General features: G+C 70.0%; 19 protein-coding genes and 1 pseudogene. 14 read left to right on the plus strand and 6 right to left on the minus strand.

Features of this window, described 5'->3' with window-relative positions:
- Positions 1-31: 31 nt before the first annotated feature.
- Positions 32-823, minus strand: a complete 792-nt coding sequence (locus tag IE145_RS21410; protein WP_189527084.1) for an MIP/aquaporin family protein — start codon at positions 821-823, stop codon at positions 32-34.
- Positions 824-1176: 353 nt separating this feature from the next.
- Complete coding sequence (locus tag IE145_RS21415; protein WP_006123393.1) at positions 1177-1941, minus strand: IclR family transcriptional regulator; 765 nt, start codon at positions 1939-1941, stop codon at positions 1177-1179.
- A gap of 251 nt (positions 1942-2192) precedes the next feature.
- Here IE145_RS21415 and metH point away from each other — a divergent pair, with 251 nt between their 5' ends.
- From metH to IE145_RS21430, 3 genes are all read left to right on the plus strand, one after another.
- Positions 2193-5711, plus strand: a complete 3519-nt coding sequence (gene metH / locus IE145_RS21420; protein ID WP_189527085.1) for a methionine synthase — start codon at positions 2193-2195, stop codon at positions 5709-5711.
- A 143-nt stretch (positions 5712-5854) separates the two neighbouring features.
- Positions 5855-6565 carry an HAD family hydrolase gene (locus IE145_RS21425; protein ID WP_189527086.1) on the plus strand — a complete coding sequence of 237 codons (711 nt, stop codon included), beginning with the start codon at positions 5855-5857 and terminating at the stop codon, positions 6563-6565.
- Between the two features lie 304 nt (positions 6566-6869).
- Entirely contained in the window at positions 6870-8468 is a 1599-nt protein-coding gene (locus tag IE145_RS21430) for an ABC transporter substrate-binding protein (RefSeq protein ID WP_189527087.1), read from the plus strand.
- Positions 8469-8566: 98 nt separating this feature from the next.
- Here the strand turns inward: IE145_RS21430 and IE145_RS21435 are convergent, their stop codons facing one another.
- On the minus strand, positions 8567-9238 hold the full coding sequence (locus IE145_RS21435; protein ID WP_006123389.1) for a response regulator: 672 nt from the start codon (positions 9236-9238) through the stop codon (positions 8567-8569).
- A 9-nt stretch (positions 9239-9247) separates the two neighbouring features.
- Complete coding sequence (locus IE145_RS21440; protein WP_229825728.1) at positions 9248-10093, minus strand: RecB family exonuclease; 846 nt, start codon at positions 10091-10093, stop codon at positions 9248-9250.
- Between the two features lie 177 nt (positions 10094-10270).
- On the opposite strand from IE145_RS21440, the gene IE145_RS21445 reads away from it, so the two are divergent.
- From IE145_RS21445 to IE145_RS21455, 3 genes are all read left to right on the plus strand, one after another.
- Positions 10271-11521, plus strand: coding sequence for a site-2 protease family protein (locus IE145_RS21445; RefSeq protein ID WP_189527089.1), 1251 nt, complete (start codon positions 10271-10273; stop codon positions 11519-11521).
- A 31-nt stretch (positions 11522-11552) separates the two neighbouring features.
- Entirely contained in the window at positions 11553-12470 is a 918-nt protein-coding gene (locus IE145_RS21450) for a tRNA (adenine-N1)-methyltransferase (RefSeq protein WP_189527090.1), read from the plus strand.
- 215 nt (positions 12471-12685) lie between these two features.
- Complete coding sequence (locus IE145_RS21455) at positions 12686-13267, plus strand: hypothetical protein (protein WP_189527091.1); 582 nt, start codon at positions 12686-12688, stop codon at positions 13265-13267.
- Between the two features lie 31 nt (positions 13268-13298).
- Here the strand turns inward: IE145_RS21455 and IE145_RS21460 are convergent, their stop codons facing one another.
- Positions 13299-13610, minus strand: coding sequence for a ferredoxin (locus IE145_RS21460; protein ID WP_069743886.1), 312 nt, complete (start codon positions 13608-13610; stop codon positions 13299-13301).
- Positions 13611-13850: 240 nt separating this feature from the next.
- Here IE145_RS21460 and arc point away from each other — a divergent pair, with 240 nt between their 5' ends.
- From arc to prcA, 6 genes and pseudogenes are all read left to right on the plus strand, one after another.
- The gene (gene arc / locus IE145_RS21465; protein WP_006123382.1) at positions 13851-15617 is read left to right on the plus strand and encodes a proteasome ATPase; all 1767 of its coding nucleotides are present in this window, start codon (positions 13851-13853) and stop codon (positions 15615-15617) included.
- Between the two features lie 238 nt (positions 15618-15855).
- A complete protein-coding gene (gene dop, locus IE145_RS21470) occupies positions 15856-17367 on the plus strand; it encodes a depupylase/deamidase Dop (RefSeq protein WP_189527092.1) in 1512 nt (503 codons plus the stop codon).
- Between the two features lie 129 nt (positions 17368-17496).
- Positions 17497-17715 (plus strand): ubiquitin-like protein Pup, encoded by a 219-nt coding sequence (locus tag IE145_RS21475; protein WP_010057120.1) that lies wholly within the window; start codon positions 17497-17499, stop codon positions 17713-17715.
- 119 nt (positions 17716-17834) lie between these two features.
- Positions 17835-18021, plus strand: a pseudogene (locus IE145_RS21480) (endonuclease domain-containing protein); the annotation flags it as partial.
- Positions 17973-18818: a proteasome subunit beta gene (gene prcB, locus IE145_RS21485; protein WP_044371579.1), complete on the plus strand. Its 846-nt coding sequence runs from the start codon at positions 17973-17975 to the stop codon at positions 18816-18818. The pseudogene IE145_RS21480 and the gene prcB, both read left to right, overlap by 49 nt.
- Positions 18819-18877: 59 nt before the next feature.
- Positions 18878-19684 carry a proteasome subunit alpha gene (gene prcA, locus IE145_RS21490; protein WP_189527093.1) on the plus strand — a complete coding sequence of 269 codons (807 nt, stop codon included), beginning with the start codon at positions 18878-18880 and terminating at the stop codon, positions 19682-19684.
- A gap of 46 nt (positions 19685-19730) precedes the next feature.
- On the opposite strand, the gene IE145_RS21495 is transcribed toward prcA, so the two are convergent.
- Positions 19731-20768 carry a LacI family DNA-binding transcriptional regulator gene (locus tag IE145_RS21495; protein ID WP_189527094.1) on the minus strand — a complete coding sequence of 346 codons (1038 nt, stop codon included), beginning with the start codon at positions 20766-20768 and terminating at the stop codon, positions 19731-19733.
- A 135-nt stretch (positions 20769-20903) separates the two neighbouring features.
- Between IE145_RS21495 and IE145_RS21500 the strand changes: the two genes are divergently transcribed.
- Positions 20904-22214, plus strand: coding sequence for an MFS transporter (locus IE145_RS21500; protein WP_189527095.1), 1311 nt, complete (start codon positions 20904-20906; stop codon positions 22212-22214).
- 173 nt (positions 22215-22387) lie between these two features.
- Entirely contained in the window at positions 22388-23749 is a 1362-nt protein-coding gene (gene pafA / locus IE145_RS21505) for a Pup--protein ligase (protein WP_006123373.1), read from the plus strand.
- Positions 23750-23878 lie beyond the last annotated feature (129 nt).

Raw genomic sequence — 23878 nt, forward strand, 5'->3', positions numbered from 1 at the left:
CCCGGAAGTCTGTGAGGTGGTGGAGGGGCGGCTAGGCGAAGGCGAGGTTGTAGAGCCCGCCGGCGAGTGCGCCGCCGACGAGCGGACCCACGATGGGTACCCACGCGTAGCCCCAGTCCGAACCACCCTTGTTCGGCAGCGGCAGCAGGGCGTGCACGATGCGCGGACCGAGGTCGCGGACCGGGTTGATGGCGTAGCCGGTCGGGCCGCCGAGCGAGAGGCCGATGCCGACGACGACCAGGGCGGTGATCAGCGCGCCGAGCACGCCGATGCCGTTGCCCTCGTTGTTGAGGCCCTGGGTCAGGATCGCCAGGACCAGCACCACGGTGGCGATGATCTCGGTGATCACGTTCTGCACGCCGTTGCGGATCTCGGGGCCGGTGGAGAAGATCCCGAGCACCGGGCCCGCCTTGGGGGCGGCGGCCTGGTCGACCATGGCCTCCTCGGCCGGCTGCGCCTCGATGATCTCGGGGTCGGTGAGGTGGGCGTGGAACTGCCCGTAGTACACCGCCCAGACCAGCAGGGCCCCGATCATCGCGCCGAGCAGTTGCGAGCCGAGGTACAGGGGTACGTCGCCCCACTCGGTGCCGCCCTGGATGGCCAGGCCGACCGTGACCGCGGGGTTGAGGTGGGCGCCCGAGACGCCGCCGGCGAGGTAGGCGCCGGTCAGCACGGCGAAGCCCCACCCGAAGGTGATGGCCAGCCAGCCCGCGTTCCGGGCCTTCGAGCTCTTCAGCGTGACGGCGGCACAGACACCGCCGCCGAGCAGGATGAGTACGGCGGTACCTATGGTCTCGCCGATGAAAATGTCGGAGCTGGACACCCGCGACTCCTTCGTCCTTCGTCCAGGGGAGAGCGGATCACCGGTCCCGCCGGTGTTCCGCGCCCCAGATGGGTATCCACGAAGCGTGGGCAGCCCATCTGTAAGGGCTTGACCGGCCCTTGGCACTGTCACACCCTAACGCGTATTGCCGTTAGGCGTTCGACAATGCCGACCGTTGAACGGCAGTGTTTCCCCGAAGTGAAGGAAGCGTCAAGGGTTCTGTGGCCCACGACTCGGTGCGCGACGGGATCGTTACCGGCCGGTGCCGGGCGTACCCGGGCAGGGGTGGGCCGGGTCGGAGGGGTGAAGGGCGCGTGCCGGGCCCGGAGCGGTGCGCGCGGGGCGAATGCGGCTCAGAAGCGGCCGGCGCCCAGATCCCGCGAGACCGCCCGGGCGCAGTCGCGTACGGCCGCGATCAGCTCGGGGCGCAGCGTGCCGCCCGGGGCCACGCGCTCCACCGCCCCGGTCACGGCGACCGCGCCCACCGGCATCCTGCGCCGGTCGTGCACGGGGGCGGCCACGGCGGCGACGCCCTCCCAGGTCTCCTCGGCGTCCGCCGCCCAGCCCTGGGCCCGGATCAGGTCGAGCATCGACTCGAACGCGTCGGCCTCGGTGACGGTGCGCCCGGTGAAGGAGCGGCGCTCCGCCTCCATGACCTCGCTGTGCGCCACCGGGTCGTACGCGGACAGCACCTTGCCCAGAGCCGTGGAGTGCAGCGGCTGCATGGCCCCGACCTCCAGCACCTGGCGGCTGTCGTCGGGCCGGAAGACGTGGTGGACGATCAGCACGCCGTGCTGGTGCAGCACCCCGAGGTGGACGCTCTCGCCGCTGGAGCGGGCCAGGTCGTCCGTCCAGACCAGGGCGCGCGCCCGCAGCTCGTGGACGTCCAGATAGCTGTTGCCGAGCCGCAGCAGCTCCGCGCCCAGCTGATAGCGGCCCGACGCCGCGTCCTGCTCGACGAAGCCCTCCAGCTGGAGGGTGCGCAGAATGCCGTGCGCGGTGCCCTTGGCCAGCCCCAGGGAGGAGGCGATGTCGGAGAGCCCGAGTCGGCGCTCGCCGCCCGCCAGCAGACGCAGCATCGCGGCCGCCCGCTCCAGCGACTGGATGTTCTTGGCCATCGCGCCGTACTCCTCCACCTCGGTTCGACAATGCTGAACACTATCGGTCGATGCCGACCTGCGCCGGACTCCGGGGAAAAGTCTCCGCCACCCGGCCACACGTGTCGCACCCGGCACAGCATGCAGGCCGTACGCGTTCCGCCCCGTGGACGCCCCTACGGACCCGGGCGTCCTCGGGCTAGGCTGGCGAGGTGCGCCTTCCCCAAGAAGGACGCAAAGCCGACAGCCGTCGCATCCCTGGGAGATCATCCATGGCCTCGTTGCCGACATCCGCCGCCGACAGCCGGAACCGCGCAGAAGCACTCCGAGAGGCGCTCGCCACCCGCGTGGTGGTGGCCGACGGGGCGATGGGCACCATGCTCCAGGCGCAGGACCCCACGCTGGAGGACTTCGAGAACCTCGAAGGCTGCAACGAGATCCTCAACATCACCCGGCCCGACATCGTGCGCTCGGTCCACGAGGAGTACTTCGCGGTCGGTGTGGACTGCGTGGAGACCAACACCTTCGGCGCGAACCATTCCGCGGCGAATGAGTACGAGATCGCTGACCGGATCTTCGAGCTGTCCGAGTCGGGTGCGCGGATCGCGCGTGAGGTCGCGGACGAGTTCGGCGCCAGGGACGGCCGCCAGCGCTGGGTTCTCGGTTCGATCGGCCCCGGCACCAAGCTGCCCTCGCTGGGCCACACCACGTACGGCGTTCTGCGTGACGGTTATCAGCAGAACGCCGAGGGCCTGCTGGCGGGCGGTTCCGACGCGCTGATCGTCGAGACCACCCAGGACCTGCTGCAGACCAAGGCCAGCATCATCGGTGCCCGCCGGGCGATGGACGCTCTGGGTCTGCAGGTCCCGCTGATCTGCTCCCTCGCCTTCGAGACCACCGGTGTGATGCTGCTGGGTTCCGAGATCGGCGCGGCTCTGACCGCGCTGGAGCCGCTGGGTATCGATCTGATCGGGCTGAACTGCTCGACGGGTCCGGACGAGATGAGCGAGCACCTGCGCTATCTCGCCCGCCACTCCCGTACGCCGCTGATGTGCATGCCCAACGCGGGCCTGCCCGTCCTCACCAAGGACGGGGCGCACTTCCCGCTCGGCCCCGACGGGCTCGCCGACTCCCAGGAGCACTTCGTCCGGGACTACGGTCTGTCGTTGATCGGCGGCTGCTGCGGTACGACCCCCGAGCACCTGCGGGCCGTCGTCGAGCGGGCCCGCGAGCTGACCCCGACCGGGCGTGACCCGCGCCCCGAGCCCGGTGCCGCCTCCCTCTACCAGCATGTTCCCTTCCGCCAGGACACGGCGTATCTGGCGATCGGGGAGCGCACCAACGCCAACGGTTCGAAGAAGTTCCGCGAGGCGATGCTGGAGGCGCGCTGGGACGACTGTGTGGAGATGGCCCGTGACCAGATCCGTGAGGGCGCGCACATGCTCGATCTGTGTGTCGACTACGTGGGCCGCGACGGTGTCGCCGACATGAGTGAGCTGGCGGGCCGTTTCGCGACGGCTTCCACGCTGCCGGTCGTGCTGGACTCCACCGAGCTGGACGTGTTGCGCGCCGGGTTGGAGAAGCTGGGCGGCCGGGCGGTGCTGAACTCGGTGAACTACGAGGACGGTGACGGGCCCGAGTCCCGGTTCGCGCAGGTCAGCGCGCTGGCTGCCGAGCACGGGGCGGCCCTGATCGCGCTGACGATCGACGAGGAGGGCCAGGCCCGGACGGTCGGGCACAAGGTCGCCGTCGCGGAGCGGCTGATCGCCGACCTGACCACGAACTGGGGTATCCGTGAGTCGGACATCCTCATCGACACTCTGACCTTCACCATCTGCACCGGCCAGGAGGAGTCGCGGGGTGACGGGATCGCGACGATCGGGGCGATCCGTGAGCTGAAGAAGCGCCACCCGGATGTCCAGACCACGCTGGGTCTCTCCAACATCTCCTTCGGTCTGAACCCGGCGGCCCGCGTCGTGCTGAACTCGGTGTTCCTGGATGAGTGTGTGAAGGCGGGTCTGGACTCGGCGATCGTGCACGCGTCGAAGATCCTGCCGATCGCCCGGCTGGAGGAGGAGCAGGTCAAGGTCGCCCTCGATCTGATCTACGACCGCCGGGCCGAGGGCTACGACCCCCTCCAGAAGCTCATGGAGCTGTTCGAGGGCGTCAACATGAAGTCGATGAAGGCGGGCAAGGCCGAGGAGCTGATGGCCCTCCCGCTGGACGAGCGGCTCCAGCGCCGCATCATCGACGGTGAGAAGAACGGCCTGGAGGTTGACCTCGACGAGGCCCTCCGGGACACCCCGGCCCTCGACATCGTCAACAACACCCTGCTGGAGGGGATGAAGGTCGTCGGTGAGCTGTTCGGCTCCGGCCAGATGCAGCTGCCGTTCGTCCTCCAGTCCGCCGAGGTCATGAAGAGCGCGGTGGCCCACCTGGAGCCGCACATGGAGAAGAGTGACGACGAGGGCAAGGGCACCATCGTGCTGGCCACCGTCCGCGGCGACGTCCACGACATCGGCAAGAACCTCGTCGACATCATCCTCTCCAACAACGGCTACAACGTCGTCAACCTCGGCATCAAGCAGCCCGTCTCCGCGATCCTGGAAGCCGCCGAGGAACACCGCGCCGACGTCATCGGCATGTCCGGTCTCCTGGTCAAGTCGACCGTGATCATGAAGGAGAACCTCCAGGAGCTCAACCAGCGCAAGATGGCCGCCGACTACCCCGTCATCCTCGGCGGCGCCGCCCTCACCCGCGCCTACGTCGAGCAGGACCTCCACGAGATCTACGAGGGCGAGGTCCGCTACGCCCGCGACGCCTTCGAAGGACTGCGCCTCATGGACGCCCTCATCGGCGTCAAGCGCGGAGTGCCGGGCGCGGTCCTGCCCGAGCTGAAGCAGCGCCGGGTCCCCAAGAAGAACACCGGCCCCGCGGTGGTGGAGGCCGAGGAGCCCGAGGGCTCGGTGCGCTCGGACGTCTCCATCACCAACCCCATCCCCGCCCCGCCCTTCCGCGGCACCCGCGTCATCAAGGGCATCCCGCTCAAGGAGTACGCCTCCTGGCTCGACGAGGGCGCCCTGTTCAAGGGGCAGTGGGGCCTCAAGCAGAACCGGACCGGCGACGGACCGACCTACGAGGAACTCGTGGAGACCGAGGGCCGCCCGCGCCTGCGCGGCTGGCTCGACCACCTCCAGTCCAACAACCTCCTCGAAGCCGCCGTCGTCTACGGCTATTTCCCCTGCGTCTCCAAGGGCGAGGACCTGATCCTCCTCCACGAGGACGGCTCCGAGCGCACCCGCTTCACCTTCCCCCGCCAGCGCCGCGGCCGCCGCCTCTGCCTCGCCGACTTCTTCCGCCCCGAGGAGTCCGGCGAGAGGGATGTCATCGGCCTCCAGATCGTCACCGTCGGCTCCCGGATCGGCGAGGCCACCGCCGAACTGTTCGCCGCCAACTCCTACCGCGACTACCTGGAACTGCACGGCCTCTCCGTCCAGCTCGCCGAAGCCCTCGCCGAGTACTGGCACGCCCGCGTCCGCAACGAACTCGGCTTCGGCGGGGAGGACCCCGACGACGTCGAGGACATGTTCGCGCTCAAATACCGCGGCGCACGGTTCTCCCTCGGCTACGGAGCCTGCCCCGACCTGGAAGACCGGGCCAAGATCGCCGACCTCCTCCAGCCCGAACGCATCGGCGTCCACCTCTCCGAGGAGTTCCAGCTCCACCCCGAACAGTCCACCGACGCCATCGTCATCCACCACCCCGAGGCGAAGTACTTCAACGCCCGGTAGGAAAGGTTTCGCCCCGCGGCCACGCGCCTGCCGCGCACCGCGGGGCGACACGTCGTACACTGGTCGGTCCAGCGCAGGCCGGTCGCCCTCCCACTTCTGGGAATGGCGGCCGGCCTTCTCGTCCCTTACGGAAGGTGTGCCGGATGACCAGTACGGTCCCCGCGTCCTTGACCCGCACGGCCGAGCAGGCCGCCCTGCAGGCGGTCCTTCTCGACATGGACGGAACCCTGGTCGATACCGAGGGTTTCTGGTGGGACGTCGAGAAGGAGGTCTTCGCGGGCCTCGGACACCGCCTGGACGAGGCCTGGCGCGACGTGGTCGTGGGCGGCCCGATGTCCCGCAGCGCCGGCTACCTCATCGACGTCACCGGGGCCGACATCCGGCTGGACGAGCTGACCGTGCTGCTCAACGACGGATTCGAGAACCGCATCAGCCGGGGTGTGCCGCTGATGCCGGGCGCCGAGCGGCTGCTCGCCGAGCTGGCCGTCCACGAGGTGCCCACCGCGCTCGTCTCGGCCTCCCACCGCCGGATCATCGACCGGGTGCTGGAGTCCGTGGGCCGTCACCACTTCGCGCTCACGGTCGCCGGGGACGAGGTCGCCCGGACCAAGCCGCACCCCGAGCCCTACCTCACCGCCGCCGCGGGCTTCGGCGCCGACCCCTGGCGCTGCGCGGTCATCGAGGACACCGCGACCGGCGTGGCCGCCGCCGAGGCCGCTGGCTGCCGGGTCGTCGCCGTGCCGTCCGTCGCCCCCATCGCCCCGGCCGCCGGACGCGTGGTCGTCGGCTCCCTGGAAGAGGTCGACCTCGCCTTCCTGCGCGGGCTCATCACCGGATCCAGCGGCACCGGCTGACCGGTCCGCGCGCCGGCTTGTGAACGAACGGTGGATTTCCTGCTCTCCTCCGTGTGCGTTCCGGCAACGTTCCGTGGATGTGGATCAGCCGCAAGGTGCTTCTGTGAAGACGTCGGAGGGGTGACCTTGCTCACTCGGCAGCCTTCGGTGTCTCGCCGAAACGGGCATGTTGTCCTCAATAATGATCATATGTTCGCCTCGTTGGTGGTCGGGGGAGCGCGAACCGTCCGCCGGGCGGTCGGAGGGTCCACCCGCGGCTACTAACTTGGATTCCTCACCTGCCGGGATGAGGGAGAACGTCCAGATGAACCGCAAGACCCTGGTGCTGCCGGCCGTCGTCGGCCTGCTCGCCCCCGTGCTCGCCGCCTGCGGCAGCACGGACAGCGGCGCCGGTGGCGACGGGGCCATCGTCGTCGGCACCACGGACCAGCTGGTTGCTTCCGAGGAGAACCCCGCGCCGCTCGACCCGGCCATCGGCTACGAAGCGGGCGTCTGGAACGTCCTGCGGCAGACCGTGCAGACCCTGACCACGGTGCCCACCGGCGGCGGCGAGCCGGTGCCCGAGGCCGCCCGCAGCTGCACCTTCACCGACACCGCGAACGAGAGCTACCGCTGCACGCTGCGGGCGGGCCTGTCCTTCGCCGACGGGACGCCCGTCACCGCCGAGGACGTGAAGCACTCCATCCAGCGCGTCATCGACATCGACTCGGACAGCGGGCCGGTCGGCCTGCTCGCCAACATCGACATGATCGAGACCAAGGGCGAGGACCAGGTGATCTTCCACCTGACCACACCCGACGCGACCTTCCCGTACAAGCTCGCCACCCCCGCCGCCGGCATCGTCCCGAAGGCGCAGTACCCGGCGAAGCAGGCCCGCACCGGCTTCCAGGTCGACGGCTCCGGCCCGTACACCATGAAGCCGGAAGTCGAGGACGGCCGCGTCGTCAAGATCGCCTTCAAGAAGAACCCTTCGTACAAGGGCGAGCTGAAGGTCCTCAACGACAAGGTCGAGATGGACCTCTTCCCCGACGCCGAGGCCATGGGCAAGGCGCTCGAGGAGAAGGAGATCCACCTGATGACCCGGGCGATGTCGCCCGAGCAGGCCCACGACATGCTCGTGGCGCCGAAGGAAGGCATCGACCTCACCGAGCTGCCCGGACTGGCCATCAGCTACCTCGGGTTCAACACCAAGAACCCCGTGGTCGACAAGCCCGTCCGGCAGGCCATGGCGCAGATCATCGACCGGGGCCAGATCGCGGGCAAGGTGTACGGCACCACCGCGGAACCGCTCTACTCGCTGATCCCCTCCAGCATCGCCGGGCACACCAACGCCTTCTTCAACAAGTACGGCGAGCCCAGCACCGCCAAGGCCGCGGCGATCCTGCGCGACGCCGGGGTCAAGACGCCGGTGAAGTTCACCCTGCACTACACCAACGACCACTACGGCCCGGCCACCGCCGCCGAGTTCAAGGCGATCCAGCAGCAGCTGAACAGGTCGGGCCTCTTCGACGTCTCCGTCCAGGGCACGGAGTGGTCGAAGTACCGCCCCGAGCAGAAGCGCGGCGACTACGCGGCCTACGGCATGGGCTGGTTCCCCGACTTCCCGGACCCGGACAACTACACCGCGCCCTTCCTGGACGCCAACAACTTCCTCAACTCCCCCTACCGGTCGCCCGAGGCGGAGAAGGTCCTCATCCCGCAGTCCCGCCGCGAGACCGACCGCAGCGCCGCGGCCGCCACCTACGAGAAGCTCCAGGACATCGTCGCCGACGACGTGCCGGTGCTCCCGATCTGGCAGGGCAAGCAGTACGTGGCCTCCCGCGACGGGATCGCCGGGGTGGAGCGCTCCGTCAGTGCCACCTCCGAACTCCAGCTCTGGGAGCTCAACCGGCAGAGCGCCTGAGCCCCGACACACAACGCAGTCCGGCCCGCACCCTCCTCGCGACAGGAGGAGTGCGGGCCGGACTGCGTTGCGCGGGCCTCCCCGGGAGCGCGGGGCCGCTACTGCGCGCCGGGGCGCACCAGCCCGCTCTCGTACGCGTACACCGCGGCCTGCACCCGGTCGCGCAGACCGAGCTTCGTGAGCACATGGCCCACATGCGTCTTGACCGTCGTCTCGCTCACGAACAGCTCCGCCGCGATCTCCGCGTTGGACAGCCCCCGCGCCACCAGCTTCAGCACCTCGACCTCACGGTCCGTCAGCGTGTGCAGGGCGTCCGGCACCGGCTCCTCGCCGGACGGCAGATGGTCCGCGTACTTGTCCAGCAACCGACGCGTGATGCTCGGCGCGAGCATCGCCTCGCCCGCCGCCACCACCCGGATCGCCTGCACCAGCTCGGCCGCCGGGGCGTCCTTCAGCAGGAAGCCGCTCGCCCCCGCGCGCAGCGCCTCCACCACGTACTCGTCGAGGTCGAAGGTGGTCAGCACCAGCACCTTCGCCGGGCCGTCCTTGCCGGGACCGGTGATCTGACGGGTCGCCTCCACCCCGTCCATCCGCGGCATCCGGATGTCCATCAGCACCACATCCGGCTGCAGCGCCCGCACCTGATCGATGGCCTGCAGACCGTCACCGGCCTCGCCGACCACCGCCAGATCGCCTTCCGCCTCCAGGATCATCCGGAAACCGGTGCGCAGCAGAGGCTGGTCGTCGACCAGAAGGACGCGGATCGCCACAGGAACTCCTTAAGGGCCCTCAAGGGCCACGGCTCGGCCGGCCTCGGCCCGGACCGGTCCCATTCTGCCCTGGCCATCCTCACCCGGGCCCGCCGGGCGGGCCGACAGCGGATAGACCGGGGGAGTCCCGCCGAATTCCGGACACACCGCCTGGTGGTCGCACCAGCCGCACAGCTTCGTCGGCCGGGGCCGCCAGTCGCCGGTCTCCGTCGCCAGCCGGATCGCGTCCCACAGCGCCAGCAGCTTGCGCTCCACCCGCTCCAGGTCCGCCACCACCGGGTCGTACGTCATGACGTCCCCGCTGCCCAGATAGACCAGCTGGAGGCGGCGCGGCACCACGCCCTTCAGCCGCCAGATCACCAGCGCGTAGAACGTCATCTGGAACAGCGGCCCGTCGGAATACTCCGGCCGCGGCGCCTTGCCCGTCTTGTAGTCGACGATCCGGACCTCGCCGCTCGGCGCGATGTCCACCCGGTCGATCACGCCGCGCAGCCGCAGCCCCGACTCCAGCTCCGTCTCGACGAACATCTCGCGCTCGGCCGGCTCGAGACGCGTCGGGTCCTCCAGCGAGAACCACCGGTCCACCAGCCGCTCCGCCTCGCCCAGCCACCGCGTCAGGCGCTCGCCCTCGGTGTCCCCGGCGAACAGATCGCTCAGCTCCGGCTTCGACTCCAGCAGCCGGTCCCACTGGCCGGGGATCAGTGCCCGCGCCCGCGGGGCCGTACGGTCGGCCGCCGGGACGTCGAAGAGACGCTCCAGCACCGCATGGACCAGCGTGCCGCGGGTAGCCGCTTCGCTGGGCTTCTCCGGCAGCTTGTCGATGACCCGGAAGCGGTACAGCAAGGGACACTGCATGAAATCGCTCGCCCGCGACGGCGACAGGGACGAAGGCGGCTGAGGCGGCCGCGGCACGGAGGTCATGTCTCAAGACCCTACGGCCCGCCACTGACATCGAGCGGCATACCATCGACGGCAGACCCTCGCACACTGCATGATCGTGGCGCAGACCACTCACCGAACCGAAGGGACCCCGTGGACGACAGCGGCGACAGCGGGCGGCCGCAGCCCGGCGCAGGGGGAACGGCCCCCGGCACCGACCCGGACGACAGCAAGCCCCAACGCCCCGCGGAGCCGGGCGGCGGCCTGCTCATGGGCCGCCCCTTCGGCGTGCCCGTCTACGTCGCCCCCAGCTGGTTCGTCGTCGCCGCGCTGATCACCTGGGTCTTCGGCGGCCAGCTCGACCGGGTGCTGCCCGAGCTGGGCGGCGCCCGCTATCTCGTCGCCCTGTTCTTCGCCATCGCCTTCTACGCCTCCGTGCTCGTCCACGAACTGGCCCACACGGTCGCCGCCCTGCGCTACAAGCTCCCGGTCCGCCGCATCCAGCTCCAGTTCTTCGGGGGCGTCTCGGAGATCGAGAAGGAGACGGAGACCCCCGGCCGCGAGTTCGTCCTCGCCTTCGTCGGACCGCTCCTGTCCCTCGTCCTCGGCGGCGTCTTCTACGGCGCGATGCAGCTCGTCGAGCCCGGCACCGTCCCCGGCGTCCTGCTCGCGGGCCTGATGATCTCCAACCTCATCGTGGCCGCCTTCAACCTGCTGCCCGGGCTGCCGCTGGACGGCGGCCGGATGCTCCGCGCCGTCGTCTGGAAGATCACCGGAAAGCCCATGAGCGGCACCATCGCCGCCGCCTGGGTCGGCCGGGGCCTGGCCGTCACCGTTCTCGTCGGACTGCCGCTGCTCACCCACACCGGAGCCCTCGGCGGCAGCGCCCAGGACATCGGCGGCGTCGAGACCGTCCTGGACGCGCTGCTCGCCGCGATCCTCGCCGGCATCATCTGGACCGGCGCCGGGAACAGCCTGCGCATGGCCCGCCTCCGCGAGCACCTGCCCGACCTGAGGGCCCGCACCCTGACCCGCCGCGCCGTCCCCGTCGAGTCCGCCACCCCGCTCTCCGAAGCGTTGCGCCGGGCCAACGAGGCCGGGGCCCGCGCCCTGGTCGTCGTCGACGGACAGGGCAACCCCAAGGGCGTCGTCCGCGAGGCCGCCATCGTCGGCGTCCCCGAACACCGCCGCCCCTGGGTCGCCGTCAGCGGCCTCGCCCAGGACCTCACCGAAGGCATGAAGGTCCCCGCCGAACTGGCCGGCGAGGCCCTCCTGGACCGGCTCAAGGCCACCCCCGCCACCGAGTACCTGGTCGTCGAGGAGACCGGTGAGATCTACGGCGTCCTCTCCACCGCCGACGTCGAGCGCGCCTTCGTCAAGGCCATGGCCCGCCCCGAGGCCTGAAGGCCCCCCGGAACACCGGTAGGCTGGTCACATGTCTGAACCGACCGGTGCCGCCCGCCGACGTGGGCCCTTCAAGGTCGGGGACCAGGTACAGCTCACCGACCCCAAGGGACGCCACTACACCTTCACGCTCGAAGCCGGAAAGAACTTCCACACCCACAAGGGTTCTTTCCAGCACGACGAGCTGATCGGTGCTCCCGAGGGCAGTGTTGTCCGCACCACGGGAAACGTCGCCTACCTCGCGCTGCGCCCCCTGCTCCCCGACTACGTCCTGTCCATGCCCCGCGGCGCCGCCGTGGTCTACCCCAAGGACGCGGGGCAGATCCTGGCCTTCGCCGACATCTTCCCCGGCGCCCGCGTCGTGGAGGCCGGGGTCGGATCAGGATCGCTCTCCACCTTCCTCCTGCGTGCCATCGGTGAGCAGGGCATGCTGCACTCCTACGAGCGCCGCGAGGACTTCGCCGAGATCGCCCAGCAGAACGTCGAGCGCTACTTCGGCTCGCCGCACCCCGCCTGGCAGCTGACCGTCGGAGACCTCCAGGACAACCTCTCCGACACCGACGTCGACCGCGTCGTGCTGGACATGCTCGCCCCCTGGGAGTGCCTGGAGGCCGTCTCCAAGGCCCTGGTGCCCGGCGGCATCCTCTGCGCCTACGTCGCCACCACCACCCAGCTCTCGCGCACCGTCGAGTCCATCCGCGAGATCGGCTGCTTCGCCGAACCGCAGCCCTGGGAGTCGATGATCCGCAACTGGCACGTCGAGGGCCTCGCCGTCCGCCCCGACCACCGGATGATCGGCCACACCGGCTTCCTGGTCACCGCCCGCCGCCTCGCGGACGGCGTCGAACCGCCGCTGCGCCGCCGCCGCCCCTCCAAGGGCGCCTACGGCGAGGACTACGAGGGACCGGGCAGCCAGAGCCGCCAGGGCTCCGCCGCCGAGCGCGGCTGACCCGCACAACGCACCGGCGCCGCCGCGCAGTTCCCCGACCGACCGGAGAACGGCGCGGCGGCGCCTTTTCGTCGGGACCCTCATGCGTCGGGACCTTCATTCGTCGAGACCCCGCCGTTCCGCCCCGGTGTGAGGTGTGGCACGATGCCGGGCAACCCCTCGGGGTGTTCCCACCCCTTCACCGGGCTCCCAGGAACCATCAGGAGACATACCGCGTGCAGACCTCCGCGCTCCCGGACCTCGCCCACACCGCCGCCAAGCCGATGCACTGGCTCGCCACGGCCGCGGCGATGGCGGGCGTCGTCGCGCTGGCCGGGCTGCTCCAGCCCCGTACGGCCACGGCGACCGCCACGGCATCCGAGCAGCGGACCGGCACGCAGCACGGCGCCCCCGTGCCCGCCCCGGACCCGGCCGGCGTGGACTTCCCGCTGGAGTGCGGCGGCGCCGGGACGACCGTCGCGAAGCAGGCCCCCGGGGACCTCGACGGCGACGGGCGGCCGGAAACCGTCGCCGTGGTGCACTGCGCCGCCGGATCGGGGACCCCGCCCGGCGGCATCTACGTCCTGACACGGACGAGCGGGGCCGCACCCCGGGTCGTGGCGACCCTGGTGGACCCCGCTGACAAGAAGACCGTCGGGGACTTCGCCGTACGCGACGGCGTTGTCTCGGCGACCCTCCTCGGCTACTCCTCGCTGGAAGTGCCCCGCTGCTGCCCCGACCAGGAGGAACAGGCCTCCTGGCGGTGGCAGGGGAAGACCTTCGTCCGCAGCTCGGGCGAGCTCGCCCGCAGCGTCTGAGCGCCGCCGGCGGCCCGCGCCCGCCGGACGGCTACTCGGCGTCCGGCCCGTACACCTCGACGCTGTCCTTGACGCGCCGCACGTGGATGCAGTCGCCGGGGCACTCCTTGGCCGAATCGACGACATCCTGGAGGAGCGGCAGCGGCACCGGAGTGGTCGCCCCCGGGTCCTGGAGCAGCTCGTCGTCGGAGCTCTTCACATACGCCAGGCCGTCGATGTCCAGCTCGAAGACATCGGGGGCGTACTGCACGCAGATACCGTCCCCCGTACAAAGATCCTGGTCGATCCAGACCTCCAGGTCCTGCGTGTCACTGTCGCCCGGCGAGTCCTGCTGCACGGTCATGTGTCCTGCCGTTCCTGCGTATCCGAACCAATTGGAGCCAGCCCTGACGGGTGTTGAACAGTTCGACGATACAACCGGCGGCTTTCCGGTGCCGAAGGGTGGGTATTCCCTTGACGTGAGGGAGAGCGCAAGGGTGAAGATCGGACACGCCCCGCAGTCTTTGTGATCTAGGGGTTTCAATCACCACCCACCCAGGTAGGGTCAGGAAGCGTCCAGCTCCCCATGGAGGAGGTGAGGACCGTGGCAGCCCACGACGACGACATCAACCGCGGCATCCGGCCCGCGCGCGGGTCCGAGGACCCAGCCGGCCAGGTTGCCTATCTCGAGCAGGAAATCGCCGTCCTGCGACGCAAGCTCGCCGACTCTCCGCGTCATACGAGGATTCTCGAAGAGCGGATCGTCGAGTTGCAGACCAATCTGGCAGGCGTGTCCGCCCAGAACGAGCGGCTCGCCAACACGCTCCGTGAGGCGCGTGACCAGATCGTGGCCCTCAAGGAGGAGGTCGACCGGCTCGCACAGCCGCCCGCCGGCTTCGGCGTCTTCCTGCAGGCCAACGAGGACGGCACCTGCGACATCTTCACCGGGGGCCGCAAGCTCCGGGTGAACGTCAGCCCCAGCGTCGAGCTCGAGGACCTGCGGCGTGGCCAGGAGGTCATGCTCAACGAAGCGCTCAACGTGGTCGAGGCCATGGAGTTCGAGCGCGCCGGGGACATCGTCACCCTCAAGGAGATCCTCGAGGACGGCGAGCGCGCCCTGGTGGTCGGGCACACCGACGAGGAGAGGGTGGTGCGGCTCGCCGAGCCGCTGCTCGACATCACCATCCGCTCCGGCGACGCCCTGCTCCTGGACTCCAGGTCGGGTTACGTCTACGAGGTGGTGCCCAAGAGCGAGGTCGAGGAGCTCGTCCTCGAAGAGGTCCCGGACATCGACTACGACAAGATCGGCGGCCTGGGCGACCAGATCGAGCTGATCCGCGACGCGGTCGAGCTTCCGTATCTGCACCCCGACCTCTTCAAGGAGCACGAGCTGCGCCCGCCGAAGGGCATCCTGCTCTACGGCCCGCCCGGCTGCGGCAAGACACTCATCGCCAAGGCCGTCGCCAATTCGCTCGCCAAGAAGGTCGCCGAGGTGACCGGGCAGCCCGCGGGGAAGAGCTACTTCCTCAATATCAAGGGCCCCGAGCTGCTCAACAAGTACGTCGGCGAGACCGAGCGGCACATCCGCCTGGTCTTCCAGCGTGCGCGGGAGAAGGCGAGCGAGGGCACCCCCGTCATCGTCTTCTTCGACGAGATGGAATCCCTCTTCCGCACCCGCGGCAGCGGCGTCAGCTCGGACGTGGAGAACACGATCGTCCCGCAGCTGCTCGCCGAGATCGACGGGGTGGAGGGCCTGGAGAACGTCATCGTCATCGGCGCCTCCAACCGCGAGGACATGATCGACCCGGCCATCCTGCGGCCCGGCCGGCTCGACGTGAAGATCAAGATCGAGCGCCCGGACGCCGAGGCGGCGAAGGACATCTTCGCGAAGTACCTGACCCCTTCGCTCCCGCTGCACGCGGACGACCTCTCCGAGCACACCGGCTCGCGCGAGGCCGCCGCCCACGCCATGATCCAGTCGGTCGTGGAGCGGATGTACACGGAGTCCGAGGAAAACCGCTTCCTCGAGGTCACCTACGCCAACGGCGACAAGGAAGTCCTGTACTTCAAGGACTTCAACTCCGGCGCGATGATTCAGAACATCGTCGACCGGGCGAAGAAAATGGCCATCAAGGCATTCCTGGAACAGGGCCAGAAGGGGCTGCGGGTCGCTCATCTCCTGCAGGCCTGCGTGGACGAGTTCAAGGAGAACGAGGACCTGCCGAACACCACCAACCCGGACGACTGGGCCAGGATTTCCGGTAAGAAGGGTGAGCGGATCGTCTTCATCCGCACACTCGTCACCGGAAAGCAGGGCGCGGACACCGGACGCTCCATCGACACGGTGGCCAATACCGGCCAGTACCTGTAATACCCGGACCGGCTGCGGAAGGCCCCGGAGGCCTCCGCAGCCGGTTTCATTCCCACGTTCCGGCCATGCCGGATCCAATAGTCGTAATGGAGCTCCCCACCGGCGCAGAGGCGCTCTAGGCTCTGCGGTACCGCCGAGTCGCGCAGTGCGGTGACGGGCACCGCACAGACGCACCGGACACAGCAGCGGTACGTGAGCGTCGCTCCGGGAGGGGCCGACGCCGGGCAAGGAGGGCCGCATGACCGTACGGCGAGTAATGGGCATCGAGACGGAGTACGGGATCTCCGTCCCCGGCCACCCCAACGCCAATGCCATGCTCACCTCGTCCCAGATCGTCAACGCCTACGCGGCGGCGATGCACCGGGCGCGACGTGCCCGCTGGGACTTCGAGGAGGAGAACCCGCTGCGTGACGCGCGAGGCTTCGATCTCGCCCGTGAGACCGCCGACTCCAGCCAGCTCACCGACGAGGACATCGGCCTGGCCAATGTCATCCTCACCAACGGCGCCCGGCTCTACGTCGACCACGCGCACCCCGAATACAGCTCCCCGGAGATCACCAATCCGCGCGACGCGGTGCTCTGGGACAAGGCCGGCGAACGGATCATGGCGGAGGCCGCCGAGCGGGCGGCCGCCATCCCCGGCGCCCAGCCGATCCACCTCTACAAGAACAACACCGACAACAAGGGCGCCTCCTACGGCACGCACGAGAACTACCTCATGCAGCGGGAGACGCCGTTCTCGGACATCGTGCGCCATCTGACGCCGTTCTTCGTCTCGCGCCAGGTCGTCACGGGCGCGGGCCGGGTCGGCATCGGTCAGGACGGCCATGAGCACGGCTTCCAGATCAGCCAGCGCGCCGACTACTTCGAGGTCGAGGTCGGCCTGGAGACCACCCTCAAGCGCCCCATCATCAACACCCGGGACGAGCCCCACTCCGACGCCGAGAAGTACCGCCGGCTCCATGTGATCATCGGCGACGCCAACCTCTCGGAGATCTCCACCTACCTCAAGCTCGGCACGACGTCCCTGGTGCTGTCGATGATCGAGGACGCCTTCATCAACGTCGACCTGGCCGTCGACCAGCCCGTGCGCACCCTGCACCAGGTCTCCCACGACCCGGACCTGCGGCAGCTGATCACGCTCCGCAGCGGCCGGACACTCACCGCGGTCCAGCTCCAGATGGAGTACTTCGAACTGGCCCGCAAATACGTCGACGAGCGGTACGGCGCCGACGCCGACGAGCAGACCAAGGACATCCTGACCCGCTGGGAGGACACCCTCAACCGGCTGGAGACCGACCCGATGAGCCTGTCGGGCGAGCTGGACTGGATCGCCAAGCGGGAGCTCATGGAGGGCTACCGCCGCCGCGACGCGCTGGACTGGGACGCCCCCCGGCTGCATCTGGTCGACCTCCAGTACGCGGACGTACGGCCCGACAAGGGCCTCTACAACCGCCTGGTGGCGCGCGGGAAGATGAAGCGCCTCCTGAACGAGGACGACGTCACCCGGGCCCGTACGGCGCCCCCGGAGGACACCAGGGCCTACTTCCGCGGCCGCTGCCTTGAGCAGTACGCCGACGACGTGGCGGCGGCCTCCTGGGACTCGGTGATCTTCGACCTGCCCGACCGCGACTCCCTCCAGCGCGTGCCCACCCTGGAGCCGCTGCGCGGGACCAGGGAGCACGTGAAGGACCTCCTCGACCGCTGCCGTACGGCGGAGGAGCTGGTCCGGACGCTGTCGGGCGGCTGAAAGGCCCCCGGGCTGGGAATCAATCACCTGAGGCACGGGCTTGCATCAACTACCGGGCCAAATGTCGGACCCGGTGGGTAGGGTCTGATCAAGAGCTTCGATTGCTTCGAACCGAGCGGGGTGAGCTACATGGCGACCAAGGACACCGGCGGCGGACAGCAGAAGGCGACACGTTCCACCGAGGAGGTCGAGGAGCAGGCGCAGGACGCGCAGGCGTCCGAGGACCTTGCGGAGCGACAGGAGAAGCTGAGCGACGACGTCGACTCGGTGCTGGACGAGATCGACGACGTGCTCGAAGAGAACGCCGAGGACTTCGTGAGGTCGTTCGTCCAGAAGGGCGGAGAGTAGTTCACGGGTGTGAGCGCTCGGTAGGAATCGGTAGGAAGCGGGGTGACGGCGCAGGCCGTCACCCCGCCCGCCGAACGGGGCCCGGCCGACGGGCCGCCGGATCGGCACGGATATCCCTCGCCGAACATGTGGATCACTCGCGCGAGGCGGGTAGGGTCCGTGGCATAAGCTGCTTCAACTGCAATTCGGCCATCGGCAAGTTGGGGGATGATCCTGACTCTCTTGCGCAGGGCCATCGCATACCTGGAGGGAAACGCGTGGAAGCCAACACTCGTAGCACCGGGCGTCTACCAGCTGCCTTCCTGACGCCGGGTTCGTCCTCGTTCATGGACTTCCTGTCCGACCAGTCGCCCGAGATGCTGCCGGGCAACCGCAGCCTCCCGCCGCTCCAGGGGGCGATCGAGGCGCCGCACGGGACGACCATCGTGGCCGCGTCCTTCCCCGGTGGCGTGGTTCTGGCCGGCGACCGGCGCGCCACCATGGGCAACATGATCGCGCAGCGCGACATCGAGAAGGTCTTCCCGGCCGACGAGTACTCCGCGGTGGGCATCGCGGGCACCGCCGGACTGGCCGTGGAGATGGTCAAGCTGTTCCAGCTGGAGCTGGAGCACTTCGAGAAGGTCGAGGGCGCCCAGCTCTCCCTGGAGGGCAAGGCCAACCGGCTCTCCACCATGATCCGCTCCAACCTCGCCATGGCCATGCAGGGCCTCGCCGTGGTCCCCCTCTTCGCGGGCTACGACGTCGACCGCGACAAGGGCCGCATCTTCTCCTACGACGTCACCGGCGGCCGCTCCGAGGAGACCGGATACGCCGCCACCGGCTCCGGATCGATCTTCGCCCGCGGCTCGATGAAGAAGCTCTACCGCGAGGACCTGACGCAGGAGCAGGCCCTCACCCTGGTCGTGCAGGCGCTGTACGACGCGGCGGACGACGACTCGGCGACCGGAGGCCCGGACGTGGCCCGCCGTATCTATCCGATCGTCACCGTCATCACCGACGAAGGCTTCCGGAGGCTGACCGACCAGGAGTCCTCCGAGATCGCGCGCTCCATCCTGGAGCGCCGACTCGAGCAGCCCGACGGCCCGCGCGCCGCGCTGCTCTGATCCGGACTCCGAGCCTTTTTCCGATGCACTCGTCACTGACAGGAAGGGACGGATAGCCGGTGTCGACGCCGTTCTATGTCTCACCCCAGCAGGCCATGGCCGACCGGGCGGAGTACGCCCGCAAGGGCATCGCCCGTGGTCGCAGCCTCGTTGTGCTGCAGTACGCCGACGGCATTGTGTTCGTCGGCGAGAACCCGTCCCGCGCGCTCCACAAGTTCAGCGAGATCTACGACCGGATCGGCTTCGCCGCCGCCGGCAAGTACAACGAGTACGAGAACCTCCGCATCGGCGGGGTGCGCTACGCCGATCTGCGCGGATACACCTACGACCGGGACGATGTGACGGCCCGTGGGCTGGCCAACGTCTACGCCCAGACGCTCGGCACCATCTTCTCCAGCGCGGCCGAGAAGCCGTACGAGGTGGAGCTGGTGGTCGCCGAGGTCGGCACCGAGCCCGAGGGCGACCAGATCTACCGGCTGCCGCACGACGGTTCGATCGTGGACGAGCACGGCTCGGTCGCGGTCGGCGGCAACGCCGAGCAGATCAGCGGCTTCCTGGACCAGCGGCACCGCGACGGAATGACGCTGGCCGAGGCGCTCAAGCTGGCCGTCCAGGCCCTCTCGCGGGAGCCCGGCGGCGGCGAGCGGGAGATCCCCGCGGAGCGGCTGGAGGTCGCGGTCCTGGACCGCACCCGCCCCCAGCAGCGGAAGTTCAAGCGGATCGTCGGCCGTCAGCTGGCCCGGCTGCTGGAGACGGAGGCCGCCGCCAGCACGCCCACGGACGCCCCGTCCGACGCCGAGGGCGACGACCCCACCGGCACGGACAACGGCAGCGCGTCCGGCTCCACGGAGGAGACCGGCACGTAGCCGAGCGACGCTCGACATGCCCCCGGGCCCCGGCCCGGGGGCACCGTCATGCCCGGGCGGTGGCGGGCGGCGGCGCCGTGGAGCCGCGTACGACGAGCTCGACCGGCAGTCCGCGCTGCTCGGCGGGGCGGCCGTCCAGCACGGCGAGCAGCGCCTCCATGCCCCGTTCCCCGACCTGCTCCGCCGGCAGCCCCACGGTGGTCAGCTCCGGCTCCAGCGCGGTGGCCAGCGCCAGGTCGTCGAAGCCGGTCACCGACAGCTCGTCCGGCACCCGCAGCCCGAGCCTGCGCGCCGCCTTGCAGGCCCCGGCGGCCAGGATGTCGTCGTCGCAGATGATCGCGGTGGGCCGCTCCCCGGCGGCCGTCAGGGCCCGCTCGGCCGCCTCACGCCCCGCCCCCACGTCCAGCGGGGCCCGTACCGTACGCACCGTCGCGCCGCCCGCCGCGTCCAGCGCCTCGCGCAGCGCCTGGGCGCGCACCGCGAACGTCCAGGTGCCCACGGCGGACGCCAGATGCAGGAACCGACGGTGGCCGAGCCCCAGCAGATGGCCCGTCACCTGCCGCATCCCGTCCGCGATGTCGAGGTTCACATGGGCGGCGGGCCCGGTGTCCGAGGGGTCGCTGTCCAGCATCACCAACGGCAGATCCGCCCCGTGCAGCGCGTCCAGTGCGTCGGCGGCCATCGAGGACGCGATCACCCCGTCGAGCGCCGCCCGGGCCGAGGCGAAGGGGTCCCGGGCGGGGCCCGTGCCGTCCGGCGAGGGGTAGAGCACCACGCCGAAGTCGTGCTCGGCGGCGAGCGCCGCGGCCCCCGCGTACACCCGGGCGAAGAACTCGTTGGTGAGCGCCGGGACCACCAGCAGCGCCGTCCTGGTGCGGCCGAGCCGCAGACTGCGGGCCGCCAGATTGGGCCGGTAGCCGAGCTCCGCCGCCGTGTCCCGGACCCGCTGGGCGGTGACCTCCGACACCCGGCCGGGCCACTTCCCGCCGAGCACCAGGGAGACCGTCGCCTGGGAGACGCCCGCGGCACGGGCCACGTCACGACTGGTGGGCCGGGCGGGGCCGGGCTGCTGCGGGCTGGTCACTCGTGCCTCCGTGCGGAACGTCTCCGTGGTGCCGCGGGGTGGACCCGCGAACTGCGCACATGGTACGTATGAACCTCGACGTTATACGTAACACTTCGGCGAGCGCACGGTCGGCCGGAGCGGAGAGGGGCGGGAATGGCCGCAGGATATCTGGACATCCTCCGGGCGCGGCACGCCGCCCGGCTGCTGGCGGGCACCCTGGTGGGCCGGCTGCCCAACGGCACCGCGCACATCGCGATCGTGCTGTTCACCCGCGCGGAGGGCGGCAGCTACACCCTGGCCGGCGCGCTCGCCGCCGCGTACGGCCTGGCCACCGCCGTCGGGCAGCCGCTGCTCGGCCGCGCGGTCGACCTGTACGGGCAGCCGCGCGTCCAGCTCCCGGCCGCCGTGCTCTCCGCGCTCGGGATGTCCCTGCTGGCCCTCACCGGCCTCGGCTCGCTCCCGCTGGCCTACTTCGCCGTCATCGTCGCCGGAGTCGCCACACCGCCCCTGGAGGGCGGTCTGCGGGCCCTGTGGCCCAGCGTCCTCAAGGGCGAGGGCCAGGTGCACCGGGCCTATGCCATGGACGCCGTGGCGCAGGAGATCATGTTCACCGTCGGACCGCTCCTGGTGACGCTGCTCGTCTCGCTCTGGTCCCCGGCCGCCGCCCTGCTCGTCATCAACGCCATCGGCGTCCTCGGCGCCCTCTCGGTCGTCCTCTCCGAGCCCTCGCGCACCTGGCGCTCCGCGCCCCGCGAGGCGCACTGGCTCGGCGCCCTGCGCTCGCCCGGACTCCTCGCGCTCCTCGGCGCGTTCTTCTTCGTCGGGCTCGCCCTCGGCTCCATCACGGTGGCCGGGGTGGCGTACGCCGACGACCACGGGCGGGAGGCGGTGTACGGCTGGCTGATGGCCGCCCTCGGCCTCGGCGCGCTGATCGGCGGTCTGGCCTACGGGGCACGGCAGTGGGCCGGTGCCCCCGAGAAGCGGCTGCGGGTCATCGTCGGGCTGCTGGCACTGGGCTATCTGCCGCTGACGCTCACCCCCTCGGTGCCGCTCATGACCGTCTTCGCCGCCCTCGCCGGGGTCTTCCTCGCCCCGGCCATCGCCTGCTCCTTCATCGTGGTCGACCGGCACGCCCCGCGCGGCACGGTGACCGAGGCGTTCTCCTGGCTCGTCACCACGTTCGGCGTAGGCGCGGCGGTCGGCACGGCCGTCGCCGGACCGGCCGTCGAACTCGGCTCGACCGCCTGGAGCTTCGCCGTCGCGGGGGCCGGGGGAGTGGCCGCCCTGGTGGTCCTCCTGGCCACCGGGAAGGTACTCGGCGGTGTCCCGGCGCCCGGGGCCGGGACCGCGACGCCTGGCACTTCCCCGAGCTCTCGGCTTCGCTCGAGCAGGGGAGGCTCCATCCCTCGCGGTGTTGCCGAAACGCCCGAACCGCTCCGCGATGAGGACGTTCCGGCGCCTTGAGACGCACCGCGAGACGCACCGCACCGGACGCCGCGGCCCATCCGGCCCTGAGCGCCGGGACACCCCCTGCCGCTCCCGTCCGTACGGCCGCCGTCGTGACGGGATCGGAAAATGATCGAAACGGTGCCGTCGAACCCGGTTTCAGCTCGGGCCACAAGGCGTAATGTTCAGTCATGGACCGCCGCATTTTCGGGCTGGAGAACGAGTACGGCGTCACGTGCACGTTCAGGGGACAGCGCCGACTGTCACCTGACGAAGTGGCGCGCTACCTCTTCCGCCGTGTCGTGTCATGGGGCCGCAGCAGCAACGTCTTTCTGCGGAACGGCGCCCGCCTCTACCTCGACGTGGGATCGCATCCGGAATACGCAACCCCGGAATGCGACAACGTGACCGAACTGGTCACCCACGACAAGGCCGGCGAGCGCATTCTCGAAGGCCTGCTCGTCGACGCCGAACGCCGCCTGCACGAGGAGGGAATCGCGGGCGACGTCTATCTCTTCAAGAACAACACCGACTCGGCGGGAAACTCCTACGGATGCCACGAGAACTACCTTGTGGCCCGGCACGGAGAATTCTCCCGGCTCGCGGACATCCTCATTCCCTTCCTCGTCACCAGGCAGCTGATCTGCGGCGCCGGCAAGGTGCTCCAGACCCCGCGTGGCGCGGTCTACTGCGTCAGCCAGCGCGCCGAGCACATCTGGGAGGGCGTCAGCTCCGCGACGACCCGCTCCCGGCCGATCATCAACACCCGTGACGAACCCCACGCCGACGCCGAGCGGTACCGCCGCCTCCACGTCATCGTCGGTGACTCGAACATGTCCGAGACGACCATGCTGCTCAAGGTCGGCGCCACCGACCTGGTGCTCCGCATGATCGAGGCGGGCACGGTGATGCGCGACCTGACCCTGGAGAACCCGATCCGGGCGATCCGCGAGGTCAGCCACGACCTCACCGGGCAGCGCAAGGTGCGCCTCGCCAGCGGCCGGGAGGCCTCGGCCATCGAGGTCCAGCGGGAGTACTACGAGAAGGCCGTCGACTTCGTCGAACGCCGGGGTATCCGCACCGGCACCGTCGACCAGGTCCTGGAGCTGTGGGGCCGCGCCCTGGACGCGATCGAGGCCCAGGACCTCGACCGGATCGACACCGAGATCGACTGGGTCATGAAGTACAAGCTCATCGAGCGGTACCGGGCCAAGCACAACATGACCATGTCGAACCCCCGGGTCGCCCAGATAGACCTCGCCTACCACGACATCCACCGCCGTCGCGGTCTCTTCTACCTCCTGGAGAAGAAGGGGCAGACGGCCCGCATCTGCAACGACCTGAAGATCTTCGAGGGCAAGACGGTGCCCCCGCAGACCACCCGGGCGCGGCTGCGCGGCGACTTCATCCGCCGGGCCCAGGAACAGCGCAGGGACTTCACCGTCGACTGGGTCCACCTCAAGCTGAACGACCAGGCGCAGCGCACGGTGCTGTGCAAGGACCCGTTCCGGTCCGTGGACGAACGGGTGGAGAAGCTCATCGCCGGCATGTGACGGGCCCGGCCCGCGCGGAACCCGCAGGACGCGCGGGACTCCCGGGACGGGCGGGACTCGCGGGAAAAGGGGCACAGTGTACGCCGGGGCCGGCCGCCCCGGCGTACAGCCGTGTCGGTGCCCGTGATG

It is taken from the genome of Streptomyces sindenensis, from assembly GCF_014649035.1.
GTDB classification, from domain to species: domain Bacteria; phylum Actinomycetota; class Actinomycetes; order Streptomycetales; family Streptomycetaceae; genus Streptomyces; species Streptomyces sindenensis.